Origin of the sequence: Roseovarius sp. D0-M9, assembly GCF_037083805.1 — a bacterium.
Classification (GTDB): domain Bacteria; phylum Pseudomonadota; class Alphaproteobacteria; order Rhodobacterales; family Rhodobacteraceae; genus Roseovarius.
On record NZ_JBAPKZ010000003.1, the window covers coordinates 176375 to 199858 of the forward strand.

A 23484-nucleotide genomic window follows, 5' to 3' on the forward strand; every position below is an offset into this window, starting at 1 on the left:
CAAGATATCGCTCATTTGACACCGCCGAATGCACCGCCAGCGTCAAGGCACCCTCTGGACAGGCCTTGGCGCCGCGCGATACTGCCTCGAGAGCCAAAAGCGAAAAGGCGGATCCATGACTTCGATACTGAAGGGCGAGTATCACGGCGGGGCGGCGTCCCTCTTTTGGCTGGGGCTGCGCACCGCGCTGCTGACCGCGTTGACCCTTGGCATCTATCGGTTCTGGGCCAAGACGCGGATTCGGCGGCATATCTGGTCTTGCGTATCCGCCGATGGCGACGCCTTCGAATATACCGGCACGGGAATGGAGAAGTTTCTGGGCTTTCTGGCTGCGATCGTGGTGCTGGCGCTTTATCTGGGCGCGGTGCAGATGATCCTGTTCTACTTTGGTCTGACGTTGTTCGGCTCGGCCGAAACCCAAGCGCAGGCGTTCTTGCAGTTCGGTGCCTTCGGCATCACGTCGCTGGCGGTTCTGCCGCTGATATTTTTCGCTCAATACCGCGCGCGGCGCTACAAGCTTGCGCGCACACGCTGGCGCGGGGTGCGGTTTGGCGTGCTGCCGGGGGCGTGGGGCTATGTCTGGCGCGCGATGGCGCATTGGGCTGTCACACTTCTAAGCCTTGGGCTGCTGTGGCCGCGGATGACCTTCTACCTTGAGAAATACAAGGCGGACCGTAGCTGGTATGGCGATGCGGCGTTTCATCAGGGCGGACGCTGGCAGGGTCTTTATCCCGCGATGAAGCATCTTTTTGTCGGCATGGGTCTGATCGCGCTCGCGGCGCTCTTCGCGTGGGGTGAGGTTTACGTGATGGCGGGGCTCTGGGCTGCTTTGGGCACGATATGGGCGATCGTTGGCGTGCTGTCCTACCGCGTGAGCAGCTTTGCCTATCTTGCCCGGCACCTGACGCTGGGGGCGGGTGCGCCGGACACGGGGTCACTGGATGCGGAGCGTATCACCTTCGAGGCGGCCCCCGAGACGTGGTCGATCCTGTGGCAAATCGTTGGTGGAACGCTGCTGGTGTCGCTTGGCACGGGCCTGGCCCTTGGTTTGCTCGGCCTTTTGCCGATGGGATTGGTCGCGCTCGAGGCCGTGCCGCTTGGCTTTTTGGTGGTGCCGACGGTGCTGGGCTATCTGGTGGCGATGGCGGTGTCTTCCGCCCTTTATCTCACTTGCGTGGCGCAGCCGATCCTGCGGCATGTGACGACGCGCTGCACCCTGACCGGGGCGGACGCACTGGGCAGTATCCGCCAGCGCGGCGCGGATGGCGACACCGATGCCGAAGGCTTTGCCGATGCGCTGGATATCGGGGGGGCGTTCTGATGATGCCGGTGAACGCGCGGTATTATGACGGCGCCTCGGCGGCGCGTCGGGATGTGCGCGTCATGCTTTCCGAAGATGGCGCCGCCCTCACAATTCTTGGTGGTGCGGACGCCGCGCGCGAGGAGTGGCCGCTGACGAGGCTGCGCGCCGTGCCGGGGCAGGCGCGGCGGGGCCAGCTGGTGCTGACGTTGCACCAGCCCGATAACCTCAGCGATGCGATGCCATTGTCGCCCGCGCGGCTTGCCATTCGAGATACCGAATTGATCGCCGCGCTGCGTGCGCGCTGCCCGCATCTGATGTGGCGCGAGCGGCGGCCGCGCGGCATTGCCCGCCTCGCCCGGCGTGCCGGTCTGGCGGTGGCGGCGGTGGCGGTCATGCTGTTTTTCATTCTGCCGCGCATGGCCGATACTCTGGCCGGTCTCTTGCCGATCGAGCGCGAGGTGGCCTTTGGCCGCGCCGTCGTCGGCCAGATCGAGGCGGCGCTGGGCGCGGCCAATCTGGGCGCGCTCGAATGTGATGCGCCCGCGGGCCTCGCCGCGCTCGATAGCATGGTGGCGCGGCTGAGCGGCCCCGCAGACCTCAGCTATGATTTGCAGGTTGCCGTGCTGGATCACGAGATGGTCAATGCCTTCGCGGCCCCCGGCGGGCATGTCGTCATCATGCGCGGCCTGCTCGAGCAGTCGGAGGGCCCCGATGCGGTCGCCGCCGTGATGGCGCATGAGATCGGCCACGTCGAGGCCCGCGATGCCACGCGCCATGCGCTGCGGGCTGCGGGCTCTGCCGGGCTTTTGTCGATGGTCATGGGCGATGTGACCGGCGGCGCTGCTGCTGTGTTCCTGGGGGAGCGTGTGCTACAGGCCAGCTACACCCGCGAGGCCGAAGCGCAGGCAGATGCCTTCGCGCTGGACATGTTGCAGGGCGCGGGCGTCAGCAGCGGCGGCATGGCCGATTTCTTTGACGGGCTGGCCGAGGAGGAGGGCGACATTGGCGAGGCGCTGCCCGGCTACCTTGCGTCGCATCCGGTCACCGCGGCCCGCGCGGCGCGTGCGCGAAACCATGCTGCACGGCAAGGCGCGACGACGCCCATCCTAGATGATGCGCAGTGGCAGGATCTTCGGGCGATCTGCGACTGAGGCGGCGCATGAAACGGCCCGCAGGATACCTTCTGCGGGCCGATCTGTCGGTTGTGGTCTGTTGGCCGCTAGGCGGCTGATTTACTCCAGAGTGTTGCCCTGCTTGATCATGCCGGTGCCCTGACTTTCACCGTCCTGGAACCACTCCAGCTGGTCGCCATCGACCTCTGCGGCGTAGCAGCCGAAATCGGTGCCGGGATAGCAGACGCCCTCATCGGTGATCTCGTAGGTGCCGCCGCCGGTGGCATCCTCGTAGGTGCCGTCCTCGGCGAAGTAGCTGGAATAACCGCCACCGCCCATATCGCCCTGGAAGGTATTGCCAACCAGCGCCTCGCGCAGCTCTTCGGCCGAGGATGCTGCCAGCGCGCCAGAAGTGGCAGCGCCAAGCGCCAGGGCTGCGGCGGCTGCGGTACGGGTTATCATCGAAAGGGTCATTTCAATCTCCTCATGTGTTGAACTCCCGGGAACTAGATAGAGGGATTTCACAAAGATCAACGTGTCACGCGCGCAGGCTTCGCGTTCATGCGCGTATCCTTGCCGCCCCTTCAGATACGGCCCATTCTCTACAGCGGGTCCGCCTGTAGCCAGACACCGCCTTCGGGGCGCAGCGTCAGGATCATCACGGGCTCGGGGTTGCGCCCCGGAACGGGGGTAAAGCGGCAGTGTTTGAGCAAGGTGGCAAGGATGATGACCGCTTCTTGCAGCGCGAAACTCGCGCCGATGCAAATGCGCGGGCCATCACCAAACGGCAGATAGGCGTAGCGCTCTACGTTTTTGCGTTCTTCGAACCGCTCGGGCAGGAAGGCGTCGGGATCGTCCCAAAGCTGATGATGACGGTGCAACGCATAGATTGGCACGATGACCGTATCGCCCCGCCGGATCTGCCGTCCGCAAAGGGTGTCATCGGCCAGCGCGCTGCGCGAAACCATTGCGGCAGGGGGATAGAGCCGCAATGCCTCGTCTGCGATCATGCGAATATAGGGCAGCTTTGCGACATGATCGCCAGTCACAGGCCCATTCCCGCAAACTTCGGTGATCTCGGCGCGCGCTTTGTCCTGCACGCGGTTGTCGAAGGCACAAAGATAGAGCGACCACGCCAGCGTCAGCGCGGTGGTCTCGTGCCCGGCGACGATGAAGGTAAGGAGGTTGTCGCGCAGCTCGGCAGTGTCCATACGTCGCTTGGTTTCAGGGTCTTCGCCCTCAAGCAGCAGATCCAGCAGATCCGGCACGCCCTGGGGGCCACGCTTGCGCCGTGCCTCGACGGCCTCGTCGGCCACCTTTTTCATGTCGCGCATGGCCGAGCCGGACATCATGCGACCGGGGCGCGGCACCCAATCGGGCAGGCCAAGAATATCAAAGAGCGAGATCTTGCCCGCCTCGGAAATATAGGCGTCGATAGCATGATGCACGCCATCTGAGTCAAAGCTGCCGTCGCCCGAGAATGTGACGTCTGCGATGACGTCGAACGTGGTGCGCACCATATCCTCGGCCACATCCACGGCGCGCGGCCCGGCGGCGGCAATGCGCTCGGCGCTGCGCTCGGCGGCGGCCGTCATGATGGGCGCAAGGTTCATCACGTTGCGATGCGAGAAGACGGGCGCGGCCGCGCGCCGCTGCCAGCGCCATTCAGCACCCTCGGCGATGAACATGCTCTGGCCGATGGCAGGGCGCAGAAGGTTCTTGGTGACGAGCGACTTGGGATAGTTCTCGATGTTTTCCAGTAGCACACGGCGCAGCGCGCCGGGGTCCATAACCATGTGCCACCGCTTGCCCGTGCGTCCCGTCACCATCGGCTGGCGCGTTGCGATTTCGGGTATGATGCTCAGCACGTTGCGGCGCGCGGCACCGAGGCTGCCCAATATGCCCATCGGCTCGGTGACCAGCGGCACGCGCACCGGCAGGGCAGGCGCGGCAGTGGCGGTGAATGTGGCTGTGTTGCTCATGCCTTATCATGTAGTGGTTCCGGTCGGCCCGGCAATTGCGCAACTCCGCATTGAGGCGCATTTCGTTGCGGATCGTGGCGGTCTGAGCTATCGCAGGCGGGCACGTCTCTGTCTCAGATCCCGAGGATTGCCGCCCATGTTTCGCATCATTGCCCTTTTTTGCCTCGCGTTTTTTGTAGCGGCCTGCACCAATCCCAATGATCTGGACAAGGCGCCCGAGCCGCTGGGCGATTTTGCACTGGGCCATAACGTGGTCGTCGCGCCAAACCTCACCAAGGGGCCTGTGTCGCGCGATGCGTCCAAGGAGGAGTGGATCGCCTCGATGAAGTCGGCGGTGGATGAGCGGTTCAGCCGCTATGACGGCGACAAGCTCTATCACCTGGGCGTCTCGATCGAGGGCTATGTGCTTGCGATGCCGGGTGTGCCGCTGGTTGCCTCGCCGAAATCCGCGCTGATTATCAATGTGACGGCCTGGGATGACGCCGCCGGCAAGAAACTGAATGAGGAGCCCGAGCAGATCACCGTGATCGAATCGATCTCGGGCGAGACGGTATTGGGCTCGGGGCTGACCCAGACCAAGGAAGTTCAGATGAGAAACCTCAGCCGTAACGCGGCCAAGCTGATCCAGAACTGGCTGGTGCGCCAGAAGTATCAGGAAGACTGGTTTGGCGGGACCGCAGCCGACCGCAAGCCTGCAAAGCCAGCGTCGGCTCCCGCCGATGCGACAGCCGCAGCGGCGGCTTCTGTGCCTGCCGTCGATAGCGAAAGCTGAGGGACGCCAAAGATGTTGGCCTTTTGCCGATTTATCCGAGATTGATGGCTTGATTCCCGCTGCGGTGTCGCGTAATCCGACGATCGGCCATAGGGGTATAGCTCAGCTGGTAGAGCGACGGTCTCCAAAACCGTAGGTCCCGGGTTCGAGCCCTGGTGCCCCTGCCAATTTCCAAACATCGCGTTATGAAATGCGTGCGCCGCTGCGCGCGCCCGCTCATGCGTGTCTTGTTCGGGCGCTGCTCATGTCTGCCCATTTTGTTAGTGATCCCGTCGCCTGCCAAATGCGGCAGGATCCACGCGCGGTGCATCACAATCGACATGATTTGAACATGCTTGCCACAATTTTGCCCAAATCGCGCCGTACCAATATCCCATTCGGCGAATCGCGCAAATAGTGCGGCGGCGGATACGCGTGGGGGCGCGGAACAAAAGGGTCATGCTGCCATGGCATTTTCTGATGATTTGACGACGGCACATGTGCCTTTGCATGCGCTCAGACCGGGTTTGCGACTGAGGCCGCTTGAATCGCGCGGCGGCAAGCTGACCGACGAGGAAATCGACCACGTCATCGCGCGCACGCTGGCAGAGGACCGCCAGATCGAGGCGCGCCATGCGTTGCCGGCGATTGCCAGCCAAGAAGAGATATCGGGCGTCGCTGGGCGTATCGCGCGCCGCGCCGCACGCCAAGAGGGGGCGGCGGCAGCCCGTCTTGATGCGGTCGCGGCCCGGCACCCGGTGCAGAACAAGGCGTATGGCGGGCCAGACATCCGGCCAAGCACCAGCGCCCCGCCTGTCGAGGATCTGACCAAAAGCCGCGGCAGGAGCCTGCCGCGGCTCGGTCCGCGGCCTCGGCGTATCGCCTTCGCGCTTGGGGTGGTCGCGTTGGTCTGGACGTGGCCGGGGTTGGTGTTGGCGGCCTTGTTTGCAAGTTTGCTGCTGGTGCCGTCCTTTATCGTGGCGCTGGGCAGCACTGCGGTCTCGGGCGCTCTCATCCGGCTCTTTTACTGGCGCCATGCCCGCAGTCCCGAGCGGGCCGAGCGGATGCGCGCACGCCTTGATCGGCTCGCCATGCGCATAGATATCGTGTTGGACCGCCTTCCCGAGGGCTGGACGCAGGGGCTTTACATGGCGGATTTCAGCCGTGAAGCATTGCTCGGCGATCTGGATGACGCCGCGCCTGATCCTTTTGAGCGGCTACGCGGCGAGGCGGCACGAAACTAAAGCCACCTCGCGCCAAAGGCGCGGGGCGTGACGGGTGGCCACCTTTTTGCGGACTTGAATTCAGGCAGATTGGCGCGTATGTGCAGCGTCACGGCTCGCAGACGCGCGGCGCCGCAATCAGCAAAAGAAGGCAGCGCATGGCACGCACCAATCCGCTTCAATTCGTTCAGCAGGTTCGCTCGGAAGTCAGCAAGGTTGTCTGGCCCACGCGCCGCGAGGTTCTGCTGACCACGGTCATGGTCTTTATCATGGCGGCGCTTACGGCGGTCTTTTTTGCACTGGTCGACCTGGGGATTCGCAGCGGTTTGCAGGGCGTTTTCACCTTGGTTGGCTGAAGACGGGGGGCTGCGTCCGCAAGGGCGCACACCCAATCGGGTCATGGCCCCTTGAATCCATGGACGAGGCCGGGTATCTGCACGTCAATTCTGCAATGTGGCGCGCGGCGATTCGAGCCCCGCGCCGATTTTGTTTTGAAAACGTCCGGATGTGAGGCTTCGTGCCAGCCCGGACACGCAAGGTAATTCCGGCCCACGCGCCGGACGAGACGGAGACAGGCTCAGCATGGCAAAGCGGTGGTATTCGGTGAGCGTTCTGTCGAATTTCGAGAAGAAGATCGCCGAACAGATCAGGACGGCAGTCGTCGAGAACAACCTCGAAGAAGACATCGACGAGGTTCTGGTGCCGACCGAAGAGGTCATCGAGGTGCGTCGCGGCAAGAAGGTCACGGCCGAGCGCCGCTTCATGCCCGGCTATGTGCTGGTTCGGATGGAAATGTCCGACAAGGGCTATCACATGATCAACTCGATCAACCGCGTCACCGGCTTTCTGGGCCCGCAGGGGCGCCCGATGCCGATGCGCGACTCCGAAGTGCAGGCCATCATTGGCCGCGTTCAGGAAGGCGAGGAGAGCCCGCGCACCCTGATCCACTTCGAGATCGGCGAGAAGGTCAAGGTCAACGACGGCCCGTTCGAGGGCTTTGACGGATCGGTCGAGAATGTCGACGAGGATCACCAGCGCCTCAAGGTGTCGGTTTCGATCTTTGGCCGGGAAACCCCGGTCGAACTGGAATTCACGCAAGTTACCAAGCAATAGGGACTTGCGCGATGCGGCGCCCCTGACCGGGGCGGCGCTGCCCGGAGAGATCCGGGCTTCATGTGGGAGGGCAGGGCGCCGCGGTGCCCGCGTCCGGACCACACAACCTGAGTGGTTCGCGGGCGCGCCCCGGACCTGTTGGAAATGGAAGGAGAGGCCTCATGGCCAAGAAACTCGCCGGGAAGATGAAGCTGCAGGTGAAAGCCGGGCAAGCCAACCCCAGCCCGCCCGTCGGCCCCGCATTGGGCCAGCGCGGCATCAACATCATGGAATTCTGCAAGGCGTTCAACGCCAAGACGCAGGACCTGGAGCCTGGCGCCCCGTGCCCGACCGTGATCACCTACTACCAGGACAAGTCCTTTGAGATGGACATCAAGACGCCGCCCGCGTCCTACTATCTCAAAAAGGCGGCCAAGCTGTCGTCGGGTGGCAAGACCCCCGGCCGCGAGACCGCTGGCTCCGTCACGGTCAAGCAGGTGCGCGAGATCGCGGAAGCCAAGTGGAAAGACCTGAACGCAAACGACGTCGAAGCCGCGATGAAGATCATCGTGGGCAGCGCACGCTCCATGGGCATCGAGGTGAAGTAAGATGGCAAAACTTGGAAAACGCGCTCGCGCTGCACGCGAAGCATTCGCAGGCAAATCTGACCTGACGGTCGAAGACGCCGTGGCCCTGGTCAAGGGCAATGCGAAGTCGAAATTCGATGAGACCATCGAGATTGCCGTCAACCTGGGCGTCGATCCGCGCCACGCCGACCAGATGGTTCGCGGCGTCGTTGGCCTGCCCAACGGCACCGGCAAGACCGTCCGCGTTGCCGTGTTTGCTCGCGGTGCCAAGGCCGAAGAGGCCGAGAAGGCCGGGGCCGATATCGTCGGTGCCGAGGACCTGATGGAAATCGTTCAGGGCGGCAAGATCGAGTTCGATCGCTGCATCGCCACGCCCGACATGATGCCCGTTGTGGGCCGTCTGGGCAAGGTGCTGGGCCCGCGCAACCTGATGCCGAACCCCAAGATCGGGACGGTGACGATGGATGTCGCACAAGCCGTTGCAGACGCCAAGGGTGGCCAAGTGCAATTCAAGGCCGAAAAAGCCGGTGTTGTGCACGCAGGCGTTGGCAAGGCGTCCTTTGATCAGGCGCAATTGGTCGAAAACGTCCGCGCCTTCATCGGTGCGGTCGCCAAGGCCAAGCCGGCAGGCGCCAAGGGCTCTTACATGAAGCGCATCTCGCTGACCTCGACCATGGGGCCGGGCGTGACGATCGACGTATCGGACGCCGTGTCCGAGTGATCGGGCTGAAAGGCTGAGCTTGAAATTTGGAACAGGCCTCGCTTCGGCGGGGCCTGCTTCGTTCTGGACGCAGAAGGACGCGAAGCCCCGTAAACCGGGTGATAGGTTGGCGCATATCCGCTGATCGCGAAGCCAACTGGGCCGTTGCCGGATTTTTCCCTTGATTTATCCCGCAGGGGGGGTTGGCATTCGGTCGCCAACCCTCTAATGGCATCCCAGCAGAGGTGGCTTGGGATTCGCGTTCCATGCCCCTTTGTGTTTCGTCCAAGACGGTGGGTGGGCCTCATGCCCTTAATATCCTGCCCGAGGCGGGAATTGAGATTATCAGCCAGGCGCAAGCCTTGGATGCTTTATCGATGCCCCGTTTACAGGACCAAATGCCGGGCATTCCTGCCTGGCTAAACTGAGCCGGGGGGTGTCCCCCCAAATTTGGAGTAAAACTGTGGATAGAGCCCAGAAAGAGAAAGTGGTCGACGAGCTCGGCCAGATCTTCGAAAGCTCTGGCGTCGTAGTGGTAGCCCACTACACCGGTCTGACAGTTGCGGAAATGCAGGATCTGAGGGCGCGCGCACGTGCGGCCGATGCATCCGTCCGCGTTGCAAAGAACAGGCTCGCCAAGATTGCCCTGGACGGCAAGCCCTGCGAATCAATCGCAGGCTACCTGACGGGCATGACCGTTCTGACCTTTTCCGAAGATCCCGTGGCAGCTGCCAAGGTGTCCGAGGAATTTGCCAAGGGGAATCCGAAATACCAGATTCTCGGCGGCGCTATGGGTGAGAACGCTCTGGACCGTGCCGGCGTCGAAGCCGTGTCGAAGATGCCCTCGCGCGACGAGCTTATCGCTCAGATCGCAAGCTGCATCGGCGCACCGGGATCGAACATTGCCGGTGCGATTGGCGCGCCCGCTTCGAACATCGCAAGCATTCTTTCGACCATCGAGGAAAAGGCCGAAGCGGCCTGAGCCTCGCGCAACTGAATTGCCGGCATGGGCATCCCGCCCTGTCGTTGGAACACATCTAAAACGGAAAGCATGATAAAATGGCTGATCTGAAAAAACTGGCAGAAGAGATCGTTGGTCTGACCCTGCTCGAAGCACAAGAACTGAAAACCATCCTCAAGGACGAGTACGGCATCGAGCCCGCCGCAGGCGGCGCTGTGATGATGGCTGGTCCCGCTGATGGCGGCGGCGCGGCTGCAGAAGAGCAGACCGAATTCGACGTCATCCTGAAGTCGGCTGGCGCCTCCAAGATCAACGTGATCAAGGAAGTCCGCGCGATCACCGGTCTGGGCCTGAAAGAAGCCAAGGACCTGGTCGAAGCCGGTGGCAAGGCCGTCAAGGAGCAAGTCTCCAAGGACGAAGCGGACGAGATCAAAGGCAAGCTGGAAGCAGCTGGCGCCGAAGTCGAAGTCAAGTAATAGAGGGGGCTCGGGCCGGGGTGGTTGCCTCGTCCGACCCCTTGATGATGTGGCTGGATCCGGAGTTTCCGGGTCCAGCCGAACCTGTCTTGGACAGGCCCCATGTGCCATCGCTGCGCCGGTTCACGATACCGGCGCCTTCAGTTGCGGTGGCGGGCGGGGGGCTTATCTCAGGCGAGGTTCGTGTGATCGGGAGGCCGTCATTGGGACGACGGCCATGAATGGATCACACCCCCGCTCTCTCTGATGGCCGTGCGGCTGTGGCCCGACAGCACGCGCGCCCGTTGAGAAAATGAAAGGTGACCAGACACATGGCTCAATCCTATCTTGGCCAGAAGCGTTTGCGTAAATACTTCGGTAAAATCCGCGAAGTCCTCGAAATGCCGAACCTCATCGAGGTTCAAAAATCCTCTTATGATCTGTTCCTGCGCTCGGGCGATCAGCCCATCCCCACGGATGGCGAAGGTATCAAGGGCGTGTTCCAGTCCGTATTCCCCATCTCGGACTTCAACGAGACCAGCGTGATCGAGTTTGTCAGCTACGATCTGGAAAAGCCGAAATACGACGTCGAAGAGTGCATGCAGCGCGACATGACCTACAGCGCCCCGCTCAAGGTGACGCTGCGTCTGATCGTGTTCGATATCGACGAGGATACGGGTGCCAAGTCGGTCAAGGACATCAAGGAGCAGGACGTGTTCATGGGCGATATGCCCCTGATGACGCCCAACGGCACGTTCGTCGTCAATGGCACCGAGCGTGTGATCGTTTCCCAGATGCACCGCTCGCCGGGCGTGTTCTTTGACCATGACAAGGGCAAGACGCACTCCTCGGGCAAGTTGCTGTTTACCTGCCGCATCATTCCCTATCGCGGCTCATGGCTGGATTTCGAGTTCGACGCCAAGGATATCGTGTTTGCGCGCATCGACCGCCGCCGCAAACTGCCTGTGACCACCCTGCTGTATTCGCTGGGCCTGGACCAGGAAGCGATCATGGATGCGTATTACGACACCATCCAGTTCAAGCTGAAAAAGAACAAGGGCTGGGTCACCAAGTTCTTCCCCGAGCGTGTGCGCGGCACGCGCCCCACCTATGACCTTGTCGACGCCAAGACCGGCGAAGTCATCGCCGAGGCCGGCAAGAAGATCACCCCCCGCGCCGTGAAAAAGCTGATCGACGAGGGCAATGTCACCGAATTGCTGGTTCCGTTCCAGCATATCGTGGGCAAGTTCGCGGCCAAGGACATCATCAACGAAGAAACCGGCGCGATCTATGTCGAGGCGGGCGATGAGCTGACGCTTGAGTATGACAAGGCTGGCGACATCACCGGCGGCACGCTGCAAGAGTTGATCGACGCGGGCATTACCGACATTCCGGTTCTGGACATCGACAACATCAATGTCGGTCCCTACATCCGTAACACCATGGCTGCGGACAAGAACATGAGCCGCGAGACCGCGCTCATGGACATCTACCGCGTCATGCGTCCGGGCGAGCCGCCCACCGAAGAGGCTGCATCGGCTCTTTTCGACACGCTGTTCTTTGACAGCGAGCGCTATGACCTCAGCGCCGTTGGCCGCGTCAAGATGAACATGCGTCTCAACCTCGACGCCGAGGATACACAGCGCACGCTGCGCCGCGAGGATATCGTGGCCTGCATCAAGGCGCTGGTTGAGCTGCGTGACGGCAAGGGCGGCATCGACGATATCGACCACCTCGGCAACCGCCGTGTGCGCTCGGTCGGCGAGCTGATGGAGAACCAGTACCGCGTGGGTCTGCTGCGCATGGAGCGCGCGATCAAGGAGCGGATGAGCAGTGTCGAGATCGACACGGTGATGCCGCAGGATCTGATCAACGCCAAGCCTGCCGCCGCCGCCGTTCGCGAATTCTTTGGCTCCAGCCAGCTGTCGCAGTTCATGGACCAGACGAACCCGCTGTCCGAAGTGACGCACAAGCGCCGCCTCTCGGCGCTTGGACCGGGCGGCCTGACGCGCGAGCGCGCAGGCTTTGAGGTGCGCGACGTGCATCCGACCCACTATGGCCGCATGTGCCCGATCGAGACGCCGGAAGGCCCGAACATCGGTTTGATCAACTCGCTCGCCACCTTTGCGCGCGTGAACAAGTATGGCTTCATCGAAACGCCTTATCGCAAGGTGGTCGACGGTCAGGTCACGGACGAAGTGCAATACATGTCCGCGACCGAGGAAATGCGCCACACGGTCGCTCAGGCCAACGCCAACCTCGATGAGAATGGCCGGTTCGTGAACGATCTGGTCAGCACGCGCCAGTCGGGCGACTACATGCTGGCGCCGAACGAGCAGGTCGATCTGATCGACGTCTCGCCCAAGCAGTTGGTCTCGGTTGCCGCATCGCTCATTCCGTTCCTCGAGAATGACGACGCGAACCGTGCCCTGATGGGGTCGAACATGATGCGTCAGGCGCTGCCCCTGATCAAGGCCGAGGCGCCGCTGGTCGGGACCGGGATCGAGGGCGTCGTTGCCCGCGACTCGGGTGCTGCGATCATGGCGAAACGTGCCGGCATCATCGACCAGGTCGATGCCCAGCGTATCGTTGTGCGCGCGACAGAAGATATGGAGCCGGGCGATCCGGGTGTCGATATCTACCGCCTGCGCAAGTTCCAGCGGTCAAACCAGAACAGCTGCATCAACCAGCGTCCGCTGGTCAAGGTGGGCGACACCGTTGGCAAGCATGAGGTCATCGCCGATGGCCCCGCGACCGATATGGGCGAGCTGGCCGTTGGCCGGAACGTCATCGTCGCGTTCATGCCGTGGAACGGCTACAACTACGAGGACTCGATCCTGATCTCTGAGCGGATCTCGCGCGATGACGTCTTTACCTCGATCCATATCGAGGAGTTCGAAGTCGCCGCCCGTGATACCAAGCTGGGGCCGGAAGAGATCACCCGCGACATTCCCAACGTGGGCGAAGAGGCGCTGCGCAACCTCGACGAGGCGGGCATCGTCTATATCGGTGCAGACGTGGAGCCGGGCGATATTCTGGTGGGCAAGATCACGCCCAAGGGCGAAAGCCCGATGACGCCGGAAGAAAAGCTGCTTCGCGCGATCTTTGGCGAGAAGGCGAGCGACGTGCGCGACACGAGCCTGCGCGTCAAGCCGGGCGACTTCGGCACGGTCGTCGAAGTGCGGGTCTTCAACCGCCACGGTGTGGAGAAGGACGAGCGCGCGCTGCAGATCGAACGCGAAGAGGTCGAGCGCCTGGCGCGTGACCGTGACGACGAGCTGGCGATCCTGGATCGCAACATCTACGCCCGTCTGCACGACATGATCCTGGGTAAGACGGCAGTCAAAGGCCCCAAGGGCGTCAAGTCGAACTCGGAGATCACCGAAGATCTGCTGTCGTCGCTGACCAATGGTCAATGGTGGCAACTGGCGCTCAAGGAAGAGGCCGACGCGCAGATCATGGAGGCGCTCAACGCGCAGTATGAGGCGCAAAAGCGCGCCTTGGATGCACGGTTCGAGGACAAGGTCGAAAAGGTGCGCCGCGGCGACGATCTGCCCCCCGGTGTGATGAAGATGGTCAAGGTGTTCATCGCGGTGAAGCGCAAGCTTCAGCCCGGTGACAAGATGGCTGGTCGTCACGGCAACAAGGGCGTGATTTCCAAGGTGGTGCCAATGGAGGACATGCCGTTCCTCGCGGATGGCACGCCGGTTGATTTCTGCCTCAACCCGCTGGGCGTTCCGTCGCGCATGAATGTGGGCCAGATCCTTGAGACGCACATGGGTTGGGCCTCGCGCGGCTTCGGCATCAAGATCGACGAGGCGCTTCAGGGCTATCGCCGCAATGGTGACCTGACTCCGGTCAAGGAGGCGATGCATCTGGCTTATGGTGACGAGGTCTTCGAAGAAGGCATCAAGGACATGAGCGAGCATCAGCTGATCGAGGCCGCAGGCAATGTGACGAACGGCGTTCCGATCGCAACGCCTGTATTCGACGGCGCCAAGGAGCATGACGTGAACGACGCGCTGAGCCGTGCTGGCTTTGACACGTCGGGTCAGTCGGACCTTTACGATGGCCGCACGGGCGAGAAGTTTGCGCGCCCCGTCACGGTCGGCATGAAGTATCTGCTCAAGTTGCACCACCTGGTCGACGACAAGATCCACGCACGCTCCACCGGGCCCTACAGCCTCGTTACCCAGCAGCCGCTGGGCGGCAAGGCACAGTTCGGCGGACAGCGCTTTGGTGAGATGGAGGTCTGGGCGCTCGAAGCTTACGGCGCCGCCTACACCTTGCAGGAGATGCTGACGGTCAAGTCGGACGATGTTGCAGGCCGCACCAAGGTCTACGAGAGCATCGTCAAGGGCGAGGACAGCTTCGAGGCCGGTGTGCCCGAGAGCTTCAACGTGCTGGTCAAGGAGGTCCGGGGTCTGGGCCTCAACATGGAACTCCTGGATTCGGAGGGTGAGGAATAGAAAATTGAACCAATTTTCTAGGCCCGGTTTTCGGATGAAAACCGGGCTATTGCCCTTTCCGGACTACCCAAAATTCGAGGTAACTAAATGAACCAGGAACTGACGAACAATCCGTTCAACCCCGTTGCACCTGCCGCGGTCTTTGATGAAATCAGGGTCTCGCTGGCATCGCCCGAGCGTATTCTCAGCTGGTCCTACGGCGAGATCAAGAAGCCCGAGACCATCAACTACCGCACGTTCAAGCCTGAGCGGGATGGTCTTTTCTGTGCGCGCATCTTTGGCCCGATCAAGGATTACGAATGCCTTTGCGGCAAATACAAGCGCATGAAATATCGCGGCGTCGTCTGCGAGAAATGCGGCGTCGAAGTCACGCTGCAAAAGGTCCGCCGCGAGCGGATGGGCCATATCGAGCTGGCCGCGCCCTGCGCGCATATCTGGTTTCTGAAGTCCCTGCCGTCGCGCATCGGTCTCATGCTGGACATGACGCTGCGCGATCTTGAGCGTGTTCTTTACTTTGAGAACTACGTCGTGATCGAGCCGGGCCTGACGGATCTGACCTATGGCCAGATGCTGACCGAAGAAGAGTTCATGGACGCGCAGGACGCCTATGGCCTCGACGCGTTCACCGCCAACATCGGCGCCGAAGCGATCCGCGACATGCTGGCCCAGATCGATCTGGAGTCCGAGGCAGAGAACCTGCGCGCGGACCTTGCCGAGGCCACGGGCGAGCTGAAGCCCAAGAAGATCATCAAGCGTTTGAAAGTCGTCGAGTCGTTCCTCGAGTCCGGCAACCGTCCCGAGTGGATGGTCATGACGGTGATCCCGGTCATCCCGCCCGAGTTGCGCCCGCTGGTGCCGCTGGATGGTGGCCGTTTCGCGACATCCGATCTCAACGACCTCTATCGCCGGGTCATCAACCGCAACAACCGCCTCAAGCGTCTGATCGAGCTGCGCGCGCCCGACATCATCGTGCGCAACGAAAAGCGGATGTTGCAGGAATCCGTTGACGCGCTCTTTGACAACGGCCGCCGTGGCCGCGTCATCACCGGCGCGAACAAGCGTCCGCTGAAGTCGCTGTCGGACATGCTGAAAGGCAAGCAGGGCCGCTTCCGCCAGAACCTTCTGGGCAAGCGCGTCGACTTCTCGGGCCGGTCCGTCATCGTGACGGGTCCGGAACTCAAGCTGCACCAGTGCGGCCTGCCGAAAAAGATGGCGCTCGAGCTGTTCAAGCCGTTCATCTACAGCCGTCTTGAGGCCAAGGGGCTCAGCTCGACCGTCAAGCAGGCGAAGAAGCTGGTGGAAAAAGAGCGCCCCGAGGTGTGGGACATCCTCGACGAGGTGATCCGCGAGCATCCCGTGATGCTGAACCGCGCGCCGACGCTGCACCGTCTGGGCATCCAGGCGTTCGAGCCGATCCTGATCGAAGGCAAGGCGATCCAGCTTCACCCGCTGGTTTGCTCGGCCTTCAACGCCGACTTTGACGGCGACCAGATGGCCGTTCACGTCCCGCTGAGCCTTGAGGCCCAGCTGGAAGCGCGCGTCCTGATGATGTCGACCAACAACGTTCTGTCGCCCGCCAACGGCGCGCCGATCATCGTGCCGTCGCAGGATATGATCCTTGGCCTTTACTACACCACGCTAGAGCGTGCGGGTATGAAGGGCGAGGGCATGATGTTCTCGTCGATCGACGAAGTTCAGCACGCGCTGGACAGCGGCGAGGTCCATCTGCATGCGCGCATCACCGCCCGCATCCCGCAGATCGACGGCGAGGGCAATGAGATCTTCGAGCGGGTCGAGACGACACCGGGCCGCGTGCGTCTGGGATCGCTTCTGCCGAAGAATGCAAAGGCGCCGTTCCATCTGGTCAACCGTCTGCTGCGCAAGAAGGAAGTGCAGCAGGTCATCGACACCGTCTACCGCTACTGCGGTCAGAAGGAATCTGTCATCTTCTGCGATCAGATCATGACGATGGGCTTCCGCGAGGCCTTCCGTGCCGGTATTTCCTTCGGCAAGGACGACATGGTCATCCCCGACAACAAGTGGGACATCGTCGGCGAGACGCGCGATCAGGTCAAAGGCTTTGAGCAGCAGTACATGGACGGCCTGATCACTCAGGGCGAGAAGTACAACAAGGTGGTCGATGCCTGGTCGAAGTGTAACGATCAGGTCACCGAGGCGATGATGAACAACATCTCTTCGGGCAAGGTCGACGATAATGGTGCCGAGGCCGAGCCCAACTCGGTTTACATGATGGCCCACTCAGGTGCGCGTGGCTCTGTCACGCAGATGAAGCAGCTGGGCGGCATGCGCGGCCTGATGGCCAAGCCGAACGGCGACATCATCGAAACGCCCATCATCTCGAACTTCAAGGAAGGTCTGACCGTTCTTGAGTACTTCAACTCGACCCACGGCGCCCGCAAGGGTCTGTCCGATACCGCCCTGAAAACGGCGAACTCGGGCTATCTGACGCGCCGCCTTGTTGACGTGGCACAGGACTGCATCGTGCGCGAGCATGATTGCGGCACGGACCGCGCCATCACGACCGAGGCCGCCGTCAATGATGGCGAGGTCGTCTCGTCCATTGGCGAGCGTCTTCTGGGCCGCGTTGCCGCCGAGGACATCCTGCGTCCCGGCACGGACGAGGTTCTGGTCAAGGAAGGCCAGTTGATCGACGAGCTGACTGCGGATTCGGTCGAGGAGGCCGCGGTGCAGACCGCGCGCATCCGCAGCCCGCTGACCTGCGAGGCCGAGGATGGCGTCTGCGCCATGTGCTACGGGCGCGACCTTGCCCGCGGCACGATGGTGAACCAGGGCGAGGCTGTCGGCATCATTGCCGCGCAGTCCATCGGCGAGCCGGGCACGCAGCTGACGATGCGGACGTTCCACATCGGCGGCGTTGCCCAAGGTGGTCAGCAGTCGTTCCTCGAAGCCAGCCAATCGGGCAAGATCGCCTTCGACGGCGAGCAGACGCTCGAGAATTCGTCAGGCGAGACGCTCGTCATGGGCCGGAACATGAAGCTTTTGATCATGGGCGAGGGCGATGTCGAACTGGCCAGCCACAAGCTAGGCTACGGCACCAAGCTGCACGTCAAGGCGGGCGACACCATCGCGCGCGGCGACAAGCTGTTCGAGTGGGATCCCTACACCCTGCCGATCATCGCCGAGAAGGCTGGTCAGGCCAAGTTCGTTGACCTCGTGACCGGCGTTGCCGTGCGCGACGAGACGGATGATGCCACCGGCATGACCCAGAAGATCGTCATGGACTGGCGCGCGGCCCCCAAGGGCAACGAGCTGAAGCCCGAGATCATCATCGTGGGTGCGGATGGCGAACCGATGCGCAATGAGGCGGGCAACCCCGTCACATATGCGATGTCCGTGGATGCGATCCTCAGCGTTGAAGAGGGCGATGAGGTCAAGATGGGCGATGTCGTCGCGCGTATTCCGCGCGAGGGTGCCAAGACCAAGGACATCACCGGCGGTCTGCCGCGTGTGGCCGAACTCTTTGAGGCGCGTCGCCCCAAGGACCACGCCATCATTGCGGAAATCGACGGCTATGTGCGCTACGGCAAGGACTACAAGAACAAGCGCCGTATTTCGATCGAGCCTTCGGATGAATCCCTCGAGACCGTCGAATACATGGTCCCGAAGGGCAAGCACATCCCGGTGCAAGAAGGCGACTTCGTGCAAAAGGGTGACTACATCATGGACGGCAACCCCGCGCCGCATGACATCCTGAGCATCATGGGTGTCGAGGCGCTGGCCGATTACATGATCGACGAGGTGCAGGACGTCTATCGCCTCCAGGGCGTCAAGATCAACGACAAGCACATCGAAGTCATCGTGCGCCAGATGCTGCAAAAGTGGGAAATTCAGGACAGTGGGCAAACCACTCTGCTGAAGGGCGAGCATGTGGACAAGGCCGAGTTCGACGAGGCCAACGCCAAGGCGCTTGCCAAGAATGTGCGTCCCGCACAGGGTGAGCCGATCCTGCTGGGCATCACCAAGGCGTCGCTGCAAACGCGCAGCTTCATCTCGGCGGCGTCCTTCCAGGAAACGACGCGCGTGTTGACCGAAGCCTCGGTTCAGGGCAAGCGCGACAAGCTGGTGGGTCTCAAGGAGAACGTCATCGTGGGCCGCCTTATTCCGGCGGGCACGGGCGGTGCGACCCAAGAGATGCGCAAGATTGCCGCCAGCCGCGACAATGTTGTCATCGAAGCACGCCGTGAGGAGGCCGAAGCGGCCGCTGCTCTGGCTGCCCCGGTGGTTGAAGATGTGGCCGAGGCGGGCGCGAGCGAGACCGGCACCGAGTAATCACCGCCACGGTTTGACAAAAGAAGGCCCCGCAGAAATGCGGGGCCTTTTTCGTTTCCCGAGACCGCGCTCGCGTCAAATCACTAGTAACCGTCGGTTTCTGCAGTGTCTTTTACCATGTGTGCAAGCCTACCCGGAGGCTCGTGCATACATCAGGTTTCCTGCGCATTCGAAAAACACTTTACAAAACTAGAATTGTAGTTATTTTATGAGGCATGACAATAACCAGCCCCCATGCCCGCGCGCTTGCCGCCCTCGGACACGACGCACGTCTGTCGATCTTTCGCCTCTTGGTAAAGGCGGGGGAGGACGGGCTTCGGGTCGGCGATATTGGCGACCATCTGGGGCTCGCTCCGTCGACGCTTGCGCATCATCTGTCCGCGCTCGTCGATGCGGGCCTTGTGGTGCAGGACAAGCAGGGGCGCGAAGTCTTCAATCGGGTCGATTTCGCCGCGATGCGCCGGGTGCTTGGCTTTTTGACGTCGGAATGCTGCACCGGGGTGACGGTGCGCCCTGCGGAGGATGTTGCATGAGACGCATAACCGATTTTTCACGGTCAAAAGAAACGGTAAATCCGGAGATTTAGGAATGACAGACACAAGCCTCTCCAATCCTGGCCTTCGGTCCACGCTGAGGCATCTGTGGCAAGACCAGCGCGTGTGGTTTGCGTCGGCGCTGATCCTCGCGGTGCTTGCGCTGTTCGATCCGTCTCAGGCGGCCGATAGCGCGCAATTCGCCGGCCGTGCGCTGTTGAGCACGGCGCCGTTTCTCGTGCTGTCGATTGCCATCGCTGCATGGGCTGGCGCCACCGGCGCTGACAATCTGATCGCCAAGGCATTTACGGGCGCGCCGCTCTTGATGGTCGTGCTGGGAGCGTTGGCGGGGGGTATTTCGCCCTTTTGCTCTTGTGGGGTGATCCCGCTGATTGCCGCGCTTCTGGCCATGGGCGTGCCGCTGTCTGCGGTCATGGCCTTCTGGCTGGCCTCGCCGATCATGGACCCGTCGATGTTTGTTCTGACGGCGGGCGTTCTCGACCTGGAGTTCGCGGTGGCCAAGACCTTGGCTGCGATCGGGCTGGGGGCGTCCGGCGGATTCATCGTGCATCTACTGATGCGGGGCGGGGCCTTTGCCGATCCGCTGCGCGAAGGGATCGGCAATGGCGGATGCGGCGGCGCCAAGATCCGTGCGCCGGGCCCCGTCGTCTGGCGTTTTTGGCACGATGCCGGGCGACGTGCCAAATTTGGCAAGACAGCGCTGAGCACGACGCTCTTTCTCGCCAAATGGCTGACGCTTGCTTTCATCCTCGAAAGCCTGATGCTGGCGTGGATCCCGACCGAGACGGTGACGGCCACGCTTGGCGGTGAGGGGCTGCTGCCCATCGTGACCGCCACCTTGGTCGGGGTGCCGGCCTATCTGAACGGCTACGCGGCGCTGCCGCTCGTGGGCGGGCTGATCGAGCAGGGCATGGCGCCCGGCGCTGGCTTGGCCTTCCTCGTCGCGGGGGGCGTGACCTCGATCCCGGCAGCGATGGCGGTCTGGGCACTGGCCAAGCCGCAGGTCTTTGCGCTCTATATCGGGCTGTCGCTTGCAGGTGCCTTCGCTTCGGGGCTGCTGTTTCAGCTGTGGACAATGACATGAGGCTGCTGAGCGTCGAGATCACGGAGCCTTGCACCGACCCGGTGCTGGCACCCGCCGGGCTGAGTGTGCCGGGCCAAGCGGTGACGCGCCTGACGGTGACGGGCGGCGATATCGTTGCGGTAGCGACCGAGCCGGAGCTTGGGCTGGGCGCTGCGCTGATCGTGCCCACGGGCGGCCCCGTTACCTTGCAATATGCCGTCGAGAAGGGGCGAGGCGCTGCGGGGTATCCCGAGTCGGCGTTTTGGCCGCGCGTCAATCGTCATACGATGCCAGCCGATGCGCTGGCCGCGGCAAGCCGCAGGATTGCTGATGAGGCAGGCGGTGGCCGTGCTGGCATTACCGCGCTTGTGGCAGAGGCGCAGGGACGCTTTGCTTACGCGCATCCCGACCGGAAATTCAACGACGGCCTCGACGTCATTCCCCATCTCTCCTGCGGCCTGACGCCTGGATCTTGCGTGGATATCAACACCTACCTCGTGGCGAGCCTGCGCGCCGCAGGATATGAGGCGGCTTATTTCTATGGCTATTTCTTTCCCGAAGAGCGCGGCTGCAGGACGGATGACGGTCATTGCTGGGTCGTCACACGGCATGAGGGCGAGGTTCTGGAGTGGGACATTGCCCACCACCTGAAGGCAGGTCTGGGGCTGGCGCAGCCTTGCCTGAACCCGCGTCCGGGTGAGCGTGTGGCGTTGACCCACTCGATGGGTCACCGCTATGCTCTGCCGGGGCAGGATGTCGCGCTCAAGCTGCTGGGCGAGCCGGTGCGGTTGCCAGCGGGCGGCGCGCCAGCGTCCGTGACGCTGATTGCCCGGTTGTCGGGCGCAACCGCATCTATGGCCTGAAATCTTCGGTCTGCGGTGACCCTTTGGATGACCACGCCCCGGGAAATCTGTAGGGGTGCCTCGGAGCCGGGGAACATGCGTTCTCTGGCCGAAAAAGGGGAACGTTGCATATGTTGATTACCCTTGGGCTGTTGTTGTCATGCCAGTTGGTGGGCGAAGTCGCCGTGCGCGCATCGGGCACGCCTATTCCGGGGCCGGTCGCGGGGCTGGCGCTGCTTGTCGCGATACTGCTGATATGGCCTGATCTGGCCACGCGGATCCGGCCCACGGTGAGTGTCGTGCTGGCCAACCTGTCGCTGATGTTCGTGCCGGCCGGTGTCGGCGTCATCAGCAATCTGGACGCGCTGGCCGAGGATTGGCTGGCGCTGCTGGTGGTGGTCGTCGGCTCGACGTTCCTTGCGATGCTGGCTGCGGTTGGCACCTTCATCGGCGCCGCGCGCCTTCTCGAGGGGCGGCGGGTGCCATGAATGACGTGATCAGCCTCTGGACGTATCTCTCGGCCAGCCCTCTTTTGTGGCTGACCGCAACCCTGCTGGCCTATATCGCTGCGGATGCTGCGGCCCGGCGCATCGGCTATGCGCCTTGGGCCAATCCCGTGCTGGTCTCCGTCTGTCTGATCGCGCCTGTCCTTTGGCTGACAGGCACCGATTATGGCACCTATTTCGAGGGCGCGCAGTTCATCCATTTCCTGCTGGGGCCCGCCACCGTGGCGCTTGCGCTGCCGCTGATCGACAATCTCGATGCGATCCGCCGCTCGGTCGTTCCCATCCTTGTCGCGCTCTTCGTTGGCAGTTTTGTCGCCGTGATTTCAGCTATCTGGATCGCGCAGGCCCTTGATCTGCCGCGCGAAATCATCCTGTCGATCAGTCCCAAAGGCACGACGGCCCCGGTTGCACTGGGCGTGTCCGAGGCGGTCGGGGGCATCCCGACGCTTACGGCGGTACTGGTCATCTTTACCGGCATCACAGGCGCGGTGATCGTGACGCCGCTGATGAACCTTCTGCGCATCCGCGACTGGCGTGCGCGCGGCTTTGCCGTGGGGGTGGCGGCGCATGGCATCGGGACGGCTCGCGCGTTTCAGGTCAACAAGGTCGCCGGGGCCTACGCCGGGATCGGCATGGCGCTCAATGCGCTTCTGACCAGCCTGATCGTGCCCTTCGTGGTGCGCCTGATGATGTGACCGCAGGGGGGGCAGACTGGGGTCAGGCGCGGCGTCGCGTGGCCTCAGTCGGTAATGGCCGCCCCGTCCGAGCGGGGATCCGGCGCCGACCCCATCAGGCCCGAAGGGTGATGCGCCACCGCGCCGGCATGGCCCGCGAGATCGGAATAGGGCGCGATCATCTCGACGTCATGGCCGCAGCCCTGAGCGCCGCGACCACGCCCGGATCAAAGCGCTCCTCCAGCTTGTGCGGATCAATGCGCACGACCATCGCCTCGATTGCCGTCCCGCCCTCGCGCAGCACGTCGCGGCCTGCCAGCGCCGCCGCGCGATGAGGTGCGGTCATGGCGCCGTTAAATCCCAGTGCAGAATGTAGCATGTCGTCTGATCCGATTTGTTTGGAACGCGCCGCGACCTGCCGCGATGAACCATCCCGTGCGGGGCGACAGCAAGTTTACTTTAGTCTTGCGCCTGAAACTAAGGGCGGCGTCCAGCCTGCGTTTCTCAGTGCCAGCTGCGCCATGCGCCGCCACGTTCGATTATTAGCAACATATGGTCACAACTATCCCATGTGATGCATTTTTTGGCGCCTATGCGCAATATTCGGGCAGTGCGCGTCCGAGCAAAATGTTGTGCCATTTGAAAACTTGTGCCACTTGTTGTGCCTGCGCCGCATTTTCGTCGCTCTCGTGCCGCAGCTCTCGTGGGGTGCGGTAGGGGAGCGACTGTTGGAGATGGCGCAGACAAACTAAAATGGACGTCCAAAAGGGGCGATTCAAACAGGGAGAGGTTTAGCAGGCTGCTGAAAAAGGCCGGTCTCGACGCGGTTGCGAGAACATGATTCACTTCTGGCACGGTAGCGGCAGTGAGGGTGACGATGCGCGGGACGGACGAAGTGA

The 23484-nt window shown here is 62.5% G+C and carries 20 protein-coding genes and 1 tRNA gene; 18 read left to right on the plus strand and 3 right to left on the minus strand.

The annotated features are described in order from the left end of the window. Positions 1-115 precede the first annotated feature (115 nt). Together V8352_RS03985 and V8352_RS03990 are read left to right on the plus strand one after the other, a co-directional pair. Positions 116-1321: a DUF898 family protein gene (locus V8352_RS03985; RefSeq protein ID WP_336422964.1), complete on the plus strand. Its 1206-nt coding sequence runs from the start codon at positions 116-118 to the stop codon at positions 1319-1321. Further along, on the plus strand, positions 1321-2454 hold the full coding sequence (locus V8352_RS03990; protein WP_336422965.1) for a M48 family metallopeptidase: 1134 nt from the start codon (positions 1321-1323) through the stop codon (positions 2452-2454). The genes V8352_RS03985 and V8352_RS03990 overlap by 1 nt, the downstream gene beginning before the upstream one ends. An 81-nt stretch (positions 2455-2535) precedes the next feature. Here V8352_RS03990 and V8352_RS03995 read toward each other — a convergent pair whose 3' ends face one another. After that, positions 2536-2877: a hypothetical protein gene (locus V8352_RS03995; RefSeq protein ID WP_336422966.1), complete on the minus strand. Its 342-nt coding sequence runs from the start codon at positions 2875-2877 to the stop codon at positions 2536-2538. 140 nt (positions 2878-3017) lie between these two features. Then, on the minus strand, positions 3018-4397 hold the full coding sequence (locus tag V8352_RS04000; RefSeq protein ID WP_336422967.1) for a cytochrome P450: 1380 nt from the start codon (positions 4395-4397) through the stop codon (positions 3018-3020). Between the two features lie 136 nt (positions 4398-4533). On the opposite strand from V8352_RS04000, the gene V8352_RS04005 reads away from it, so the two are divergent. From V8352_RS04005 to V8352_RS04080, 16 genes are all read left to right on the plus strand, one after another. Next, positions 4534-5169, plus strand: coding sequence for a hypothetical protein (locus V8352_RS04005; protein ID WP_336422968.1), 636 nt, complete (start codon positions 4534-4536; stop codon positions 5167-5169). Positions 5170-5260: 91 nt separating this feature from the next. After that, positions 5261-5336, plus strand: a tRNA-Trp gene (locus V8352_RS04010). Between the two features lie 279 nt (positions 5337-5615). Continuing rightward, the gene (locus tag V8352_RS04015) at positions 5616-6392 is read left to right on the plus strand and encodes a hypothetical protein (RefSeq protein WP_336422969.1); all 777 of its coding nucleotides are present in this window, start codon (positions 5616-5618) and stop codon (positions 6390-6392) included. A 137-nt stretch (positions 6393-6529) separates the two neighbouring features. After that, a complete protein-coding gene (gene secE, locus V8352_RS04020; RefSeq protein WP_336422970.1) occupies positions 6530-6727 on the plus strand; it encodes a preprotein translocase subunit SecE in 198 nt (65 codons plus the stop codon). Positions 6728-6953: 226 nt separating this feature from the next. Then, positions 6954-7484, plus strand: a complete 531-nt coding sequence (gene nusG, locus V8352_RS04025; RefSeq protein WP_336422971.1) for a transcription termination/antitermination protein NusG — start codon at positions 6954-6956, stop codon at positions 7482-7484. A 161-nt stretch (positions 7485-7645) separates the two neighbouring features. Continuing rightward, the gene (rplK, locus tag V8352_RS04030) at positions 7646-8071 is read left to right on the plus strand and encodes a 50S ribosomal protein L11 (RefSeq protein WP_336422972.1); all 426 of its coding nucleotides are present in this window, start codon (positions 7646-7648) and stop codon (positions 8069-8071) included. A 1-nt stretch (position 8072) separates the two neighbouring features. After that, a complete protein-coding gene (gene rplA, locus V8352_RS04035) occupies positions 8073-8771 on the plus strand; it encodes a 50S ribosomal protein L1 (RefSeq protein ID WP_336422973.1) in 699 nt (232 codons plus the stop codon). Positions 8772-9213: 442 nt separating this feature from the next. Beyond that, positions 9214-9732, plus strand: a complete 519-nt coding sequence (rplJ, locus tag V8352_RS04040) for a 50S ribosomal protein L10 (RefSeq protein WP_336422992.1) — start codon at positions 9214-9216, stop codon at positions 9730-9732. Between the two features lie 77 nt (positions 9733-9809). Beyond that, positions 9810-10187: a 50S ribosomal protein L7/L12 gene (gene rplL / locus V8352_RS04045; RefSeq protein ID WP_336422974.1), complete on the plus strand. Its 378-nt coding sequence runs from the start codon at positions 9810-9812 to the stop codon at positions 10185-10187. Positions 10188-10498: 311 nt separating this feature from the next. Beyond that, the gene (gene rpoB / locus V8352_RS04050) at positions 10499-14635 is read left to right on the plus strand and encodes a DNA-directed RNA polymerase subunit beta (protein ID WP_336422975.1); all 4137 of its coding nucleotides are present in this window, start codon (positions 10499-10501) and stop codon (positions 14633-14635) included. Between the two features lie 87 nt (positions 14636-14722). Beyond that, positions 14723-18946 (plus strand): DNA-directed RNA polymerase subunit beta', encoded by a 4224-nt coding sequence (gene rpoC, locus V8352_RS04055; protein WP_336422976.1) that lies wholly within the window; start codon positions 14723-14725, stop codon positions 18944-18946. A gap of 215 nt (positions 18947-19161) precedes the next feature. Continuing rightward, on the plus strand, positions 19162-19479 hold the full coding sequence (locus V8352_RS04060; RefSeq protein WP_336422977.1) for an ArsR/SmtB family transcription factor: 318 nt from the start codon (positions 19162-19164) through the stop codon (positions 19477-19479). A gap of 55 nt (positions 19480-19534) precedes the next feature. After that, positions 19535-20584 (plus strand): permease, encoded by a 1050-nt coding sequence (locus V8352_RS04065; RefSeq protein ID WP_336422978.1) that lies wholly within the window; start codon positions 19535-19537, stop codon positions 20582-20584. Next, a complete protein-coding gene (locus V8352_RS04070) occupies positions 20581-21426 on the plus strand; it encodes a transglutaminase domain-containing protein (RefSeq protein ID WP_336422979.1) in 846 nt (281 codons plus the stop codon). The genes V8352_RS04065 and V8352_RS04070 overlap by 4 nt, the downstream gene beginning before the upstream one ends. Before the next feature lie 110 nt (positions 21427-21536). Further along, positions 21537-21893 (plus strand): CidA/LrgA family protein, encoded by a 357-nt coding sequence (locus V8352_RS04075; RefSeq protein WP_336422980.1) that lies wholly within the window; start codon positions 21537-21539, stop codon positions 21891-21893. Further along, positions 21890-22606: an LrgB family protein gene (locus V8352_RS04080; RefSeq protein ID WP_336422981.1), complete on the plus strand. Its 717-nt coding sequence runs from the start codon at positions 21890-21892 to the stop codon at positions 22604-22606. The genes V8352_RS04075 and V8352_RS04080 overlap by 4 nt, the downstream gene beginning before the upstream one ends. Before the next feature lie 157 nt (positions 22607-22763). Here V8352_RS04080 and V8352_RS04085 read toward each other — a convergent pair whose 3' ends face one another. Further along, positions 22764-22931, minus strand: coding sequence for a hypothetical protein (locus V8352_RS04085; protein WP_336422982.1), 168 nt, complete (start codon positions 22929-22931; stop codon positions 22764-22766). Between the last annotated feature and the right edge of the window lie 553 nt (positions 22932-23484).

Bases quoted from the DNA above. Each gene is read 5' to 3' on its own strand.
- V8352_RS03985 (WP_336422964.1), top strand. From the start codon at position 116: ATGACTTCGATACTGAAGGGCGAGTATCACGGCGGGGCGGCGTCCCTC.
- V8352_RS03990 (WP_336422965.1), top strand. From the start codon at position 1,321: ATGATGCCGGTGAACGCGCGGTATTATGACGGCGCCTCGGCGGCGCGT.
- V8352_RS03995 (WP_336422966.1), bottom strand. From the start codon at position 2,877: ATGATAACCCGTACCGCAGCCGCCGCAGCCCTGGCGCTTGGCGCTGCC.
- V8352_RS04000 (WP_336422967.1), bottom strand. From the start codon at position 4,397: ATGAGCAACACAGCCACATTCACCGCCACTGCCGCGCCTGCCCTGCCG.
- V8352_RS04005 (WP_336422968.1), top strand. From the start codon at position 4,534: ATGTTTCGCATCATTGCCCTTTTTTGCCTCGCGTTTTTTGTAGCGGCC.
- V8352_RS04015 (WP_336422969.1), top strand. From the start codon at position 5,616: ATGGCATTTTCTGATGATTTGACGACGGCACATGTGCCTTTGCATGCG.
- secE (WP_336422970.1), top strand. From the start codon at position 6,530: ATGGCACGCACCAATCCGCTTCAATTCGTTCAGCAGGTTCGCTCGGAA.
- nusG (WP_336422971.1), top strand. From the start codon at position 6,954: ATGGCAAAGCGGTGGTATTCGGTGAGCGTTCTGTCGAATTTCGAGAAG.
- rplK (WP_336422972.1), top strand. From the start codon at position 7,646: ATGGCCAAGAAACTCGCCGGGAAGATGAAGCTGCAGGTGAAAGCCGGG.
- rplA (WP_336422973.1), top strand. From the start codon at position 8,073: ATGGCAAAACTTGGAAAACGCGCTCGCGCTGCACGCGAAGCATTCGCA.
- rplL (WP_336422974.1), top strand. From the start codon at position 9,810: ATGGCTGATCTGAAAAAACTGGCAGAAGAGATCGTTGGTCTGACCCTG.
- rpoB (WP_336422975.1), top strand. From the start codon at position 10,499: ATGGCTCAATCCTATCTTGGCCAGAAGCGTTTGCGTAAATACTTCGGT.
- rpoC (WP_336422976.1), top strand. From the start codon at position 14,723: ATGAACCAGGAACTGACGAACAATCCGTTCAACCCCGTTGCACCTGCC.
- V8352_RS04060 (WP_336422977.1), top strand. From the start codon at position 19,162: ATGACAATAACCAGCCCCCATGCCCGCGCGCTTGCCGCCCTCGGACAC.
- V8352_RS04065 (WP_336422978.1), top strand. From the start codon at position 19,535: ATGACAGACACAAGCCTCTCCAATCCTGGCCTTCGGTCCACGCTGAGG.
- V8352_RS04070 (WP_336422979.1), top strand. From the start codon at position 20,581: ATGAGGCTGCTGAGCGTCGAGATCACGGAGCCTTGCACCGACCCGGTG.
- V8352_RS04075 (WP_336422980.1), top strand. From the start codon at position 21,537: ATGTTGATTACCCTTGGGCTGTTGTTGTCATGCCAGTTGGTGGGCGAA.
- V8352_RS04080 (WP_336422981.1), top strand. From the start codon at position 21,890: ATGAATGACGTGATCAGCCTCTGGACGTATCTCTCGGCCAGCCCTCTT.
- V8352_RS04085 (WP_336422982.1), bottom strand. From the start codon at position 22,931: ATGACCGCACCTCATCGCGCGGCGGCGCTGGCAGGCCGCGACGTGCTG.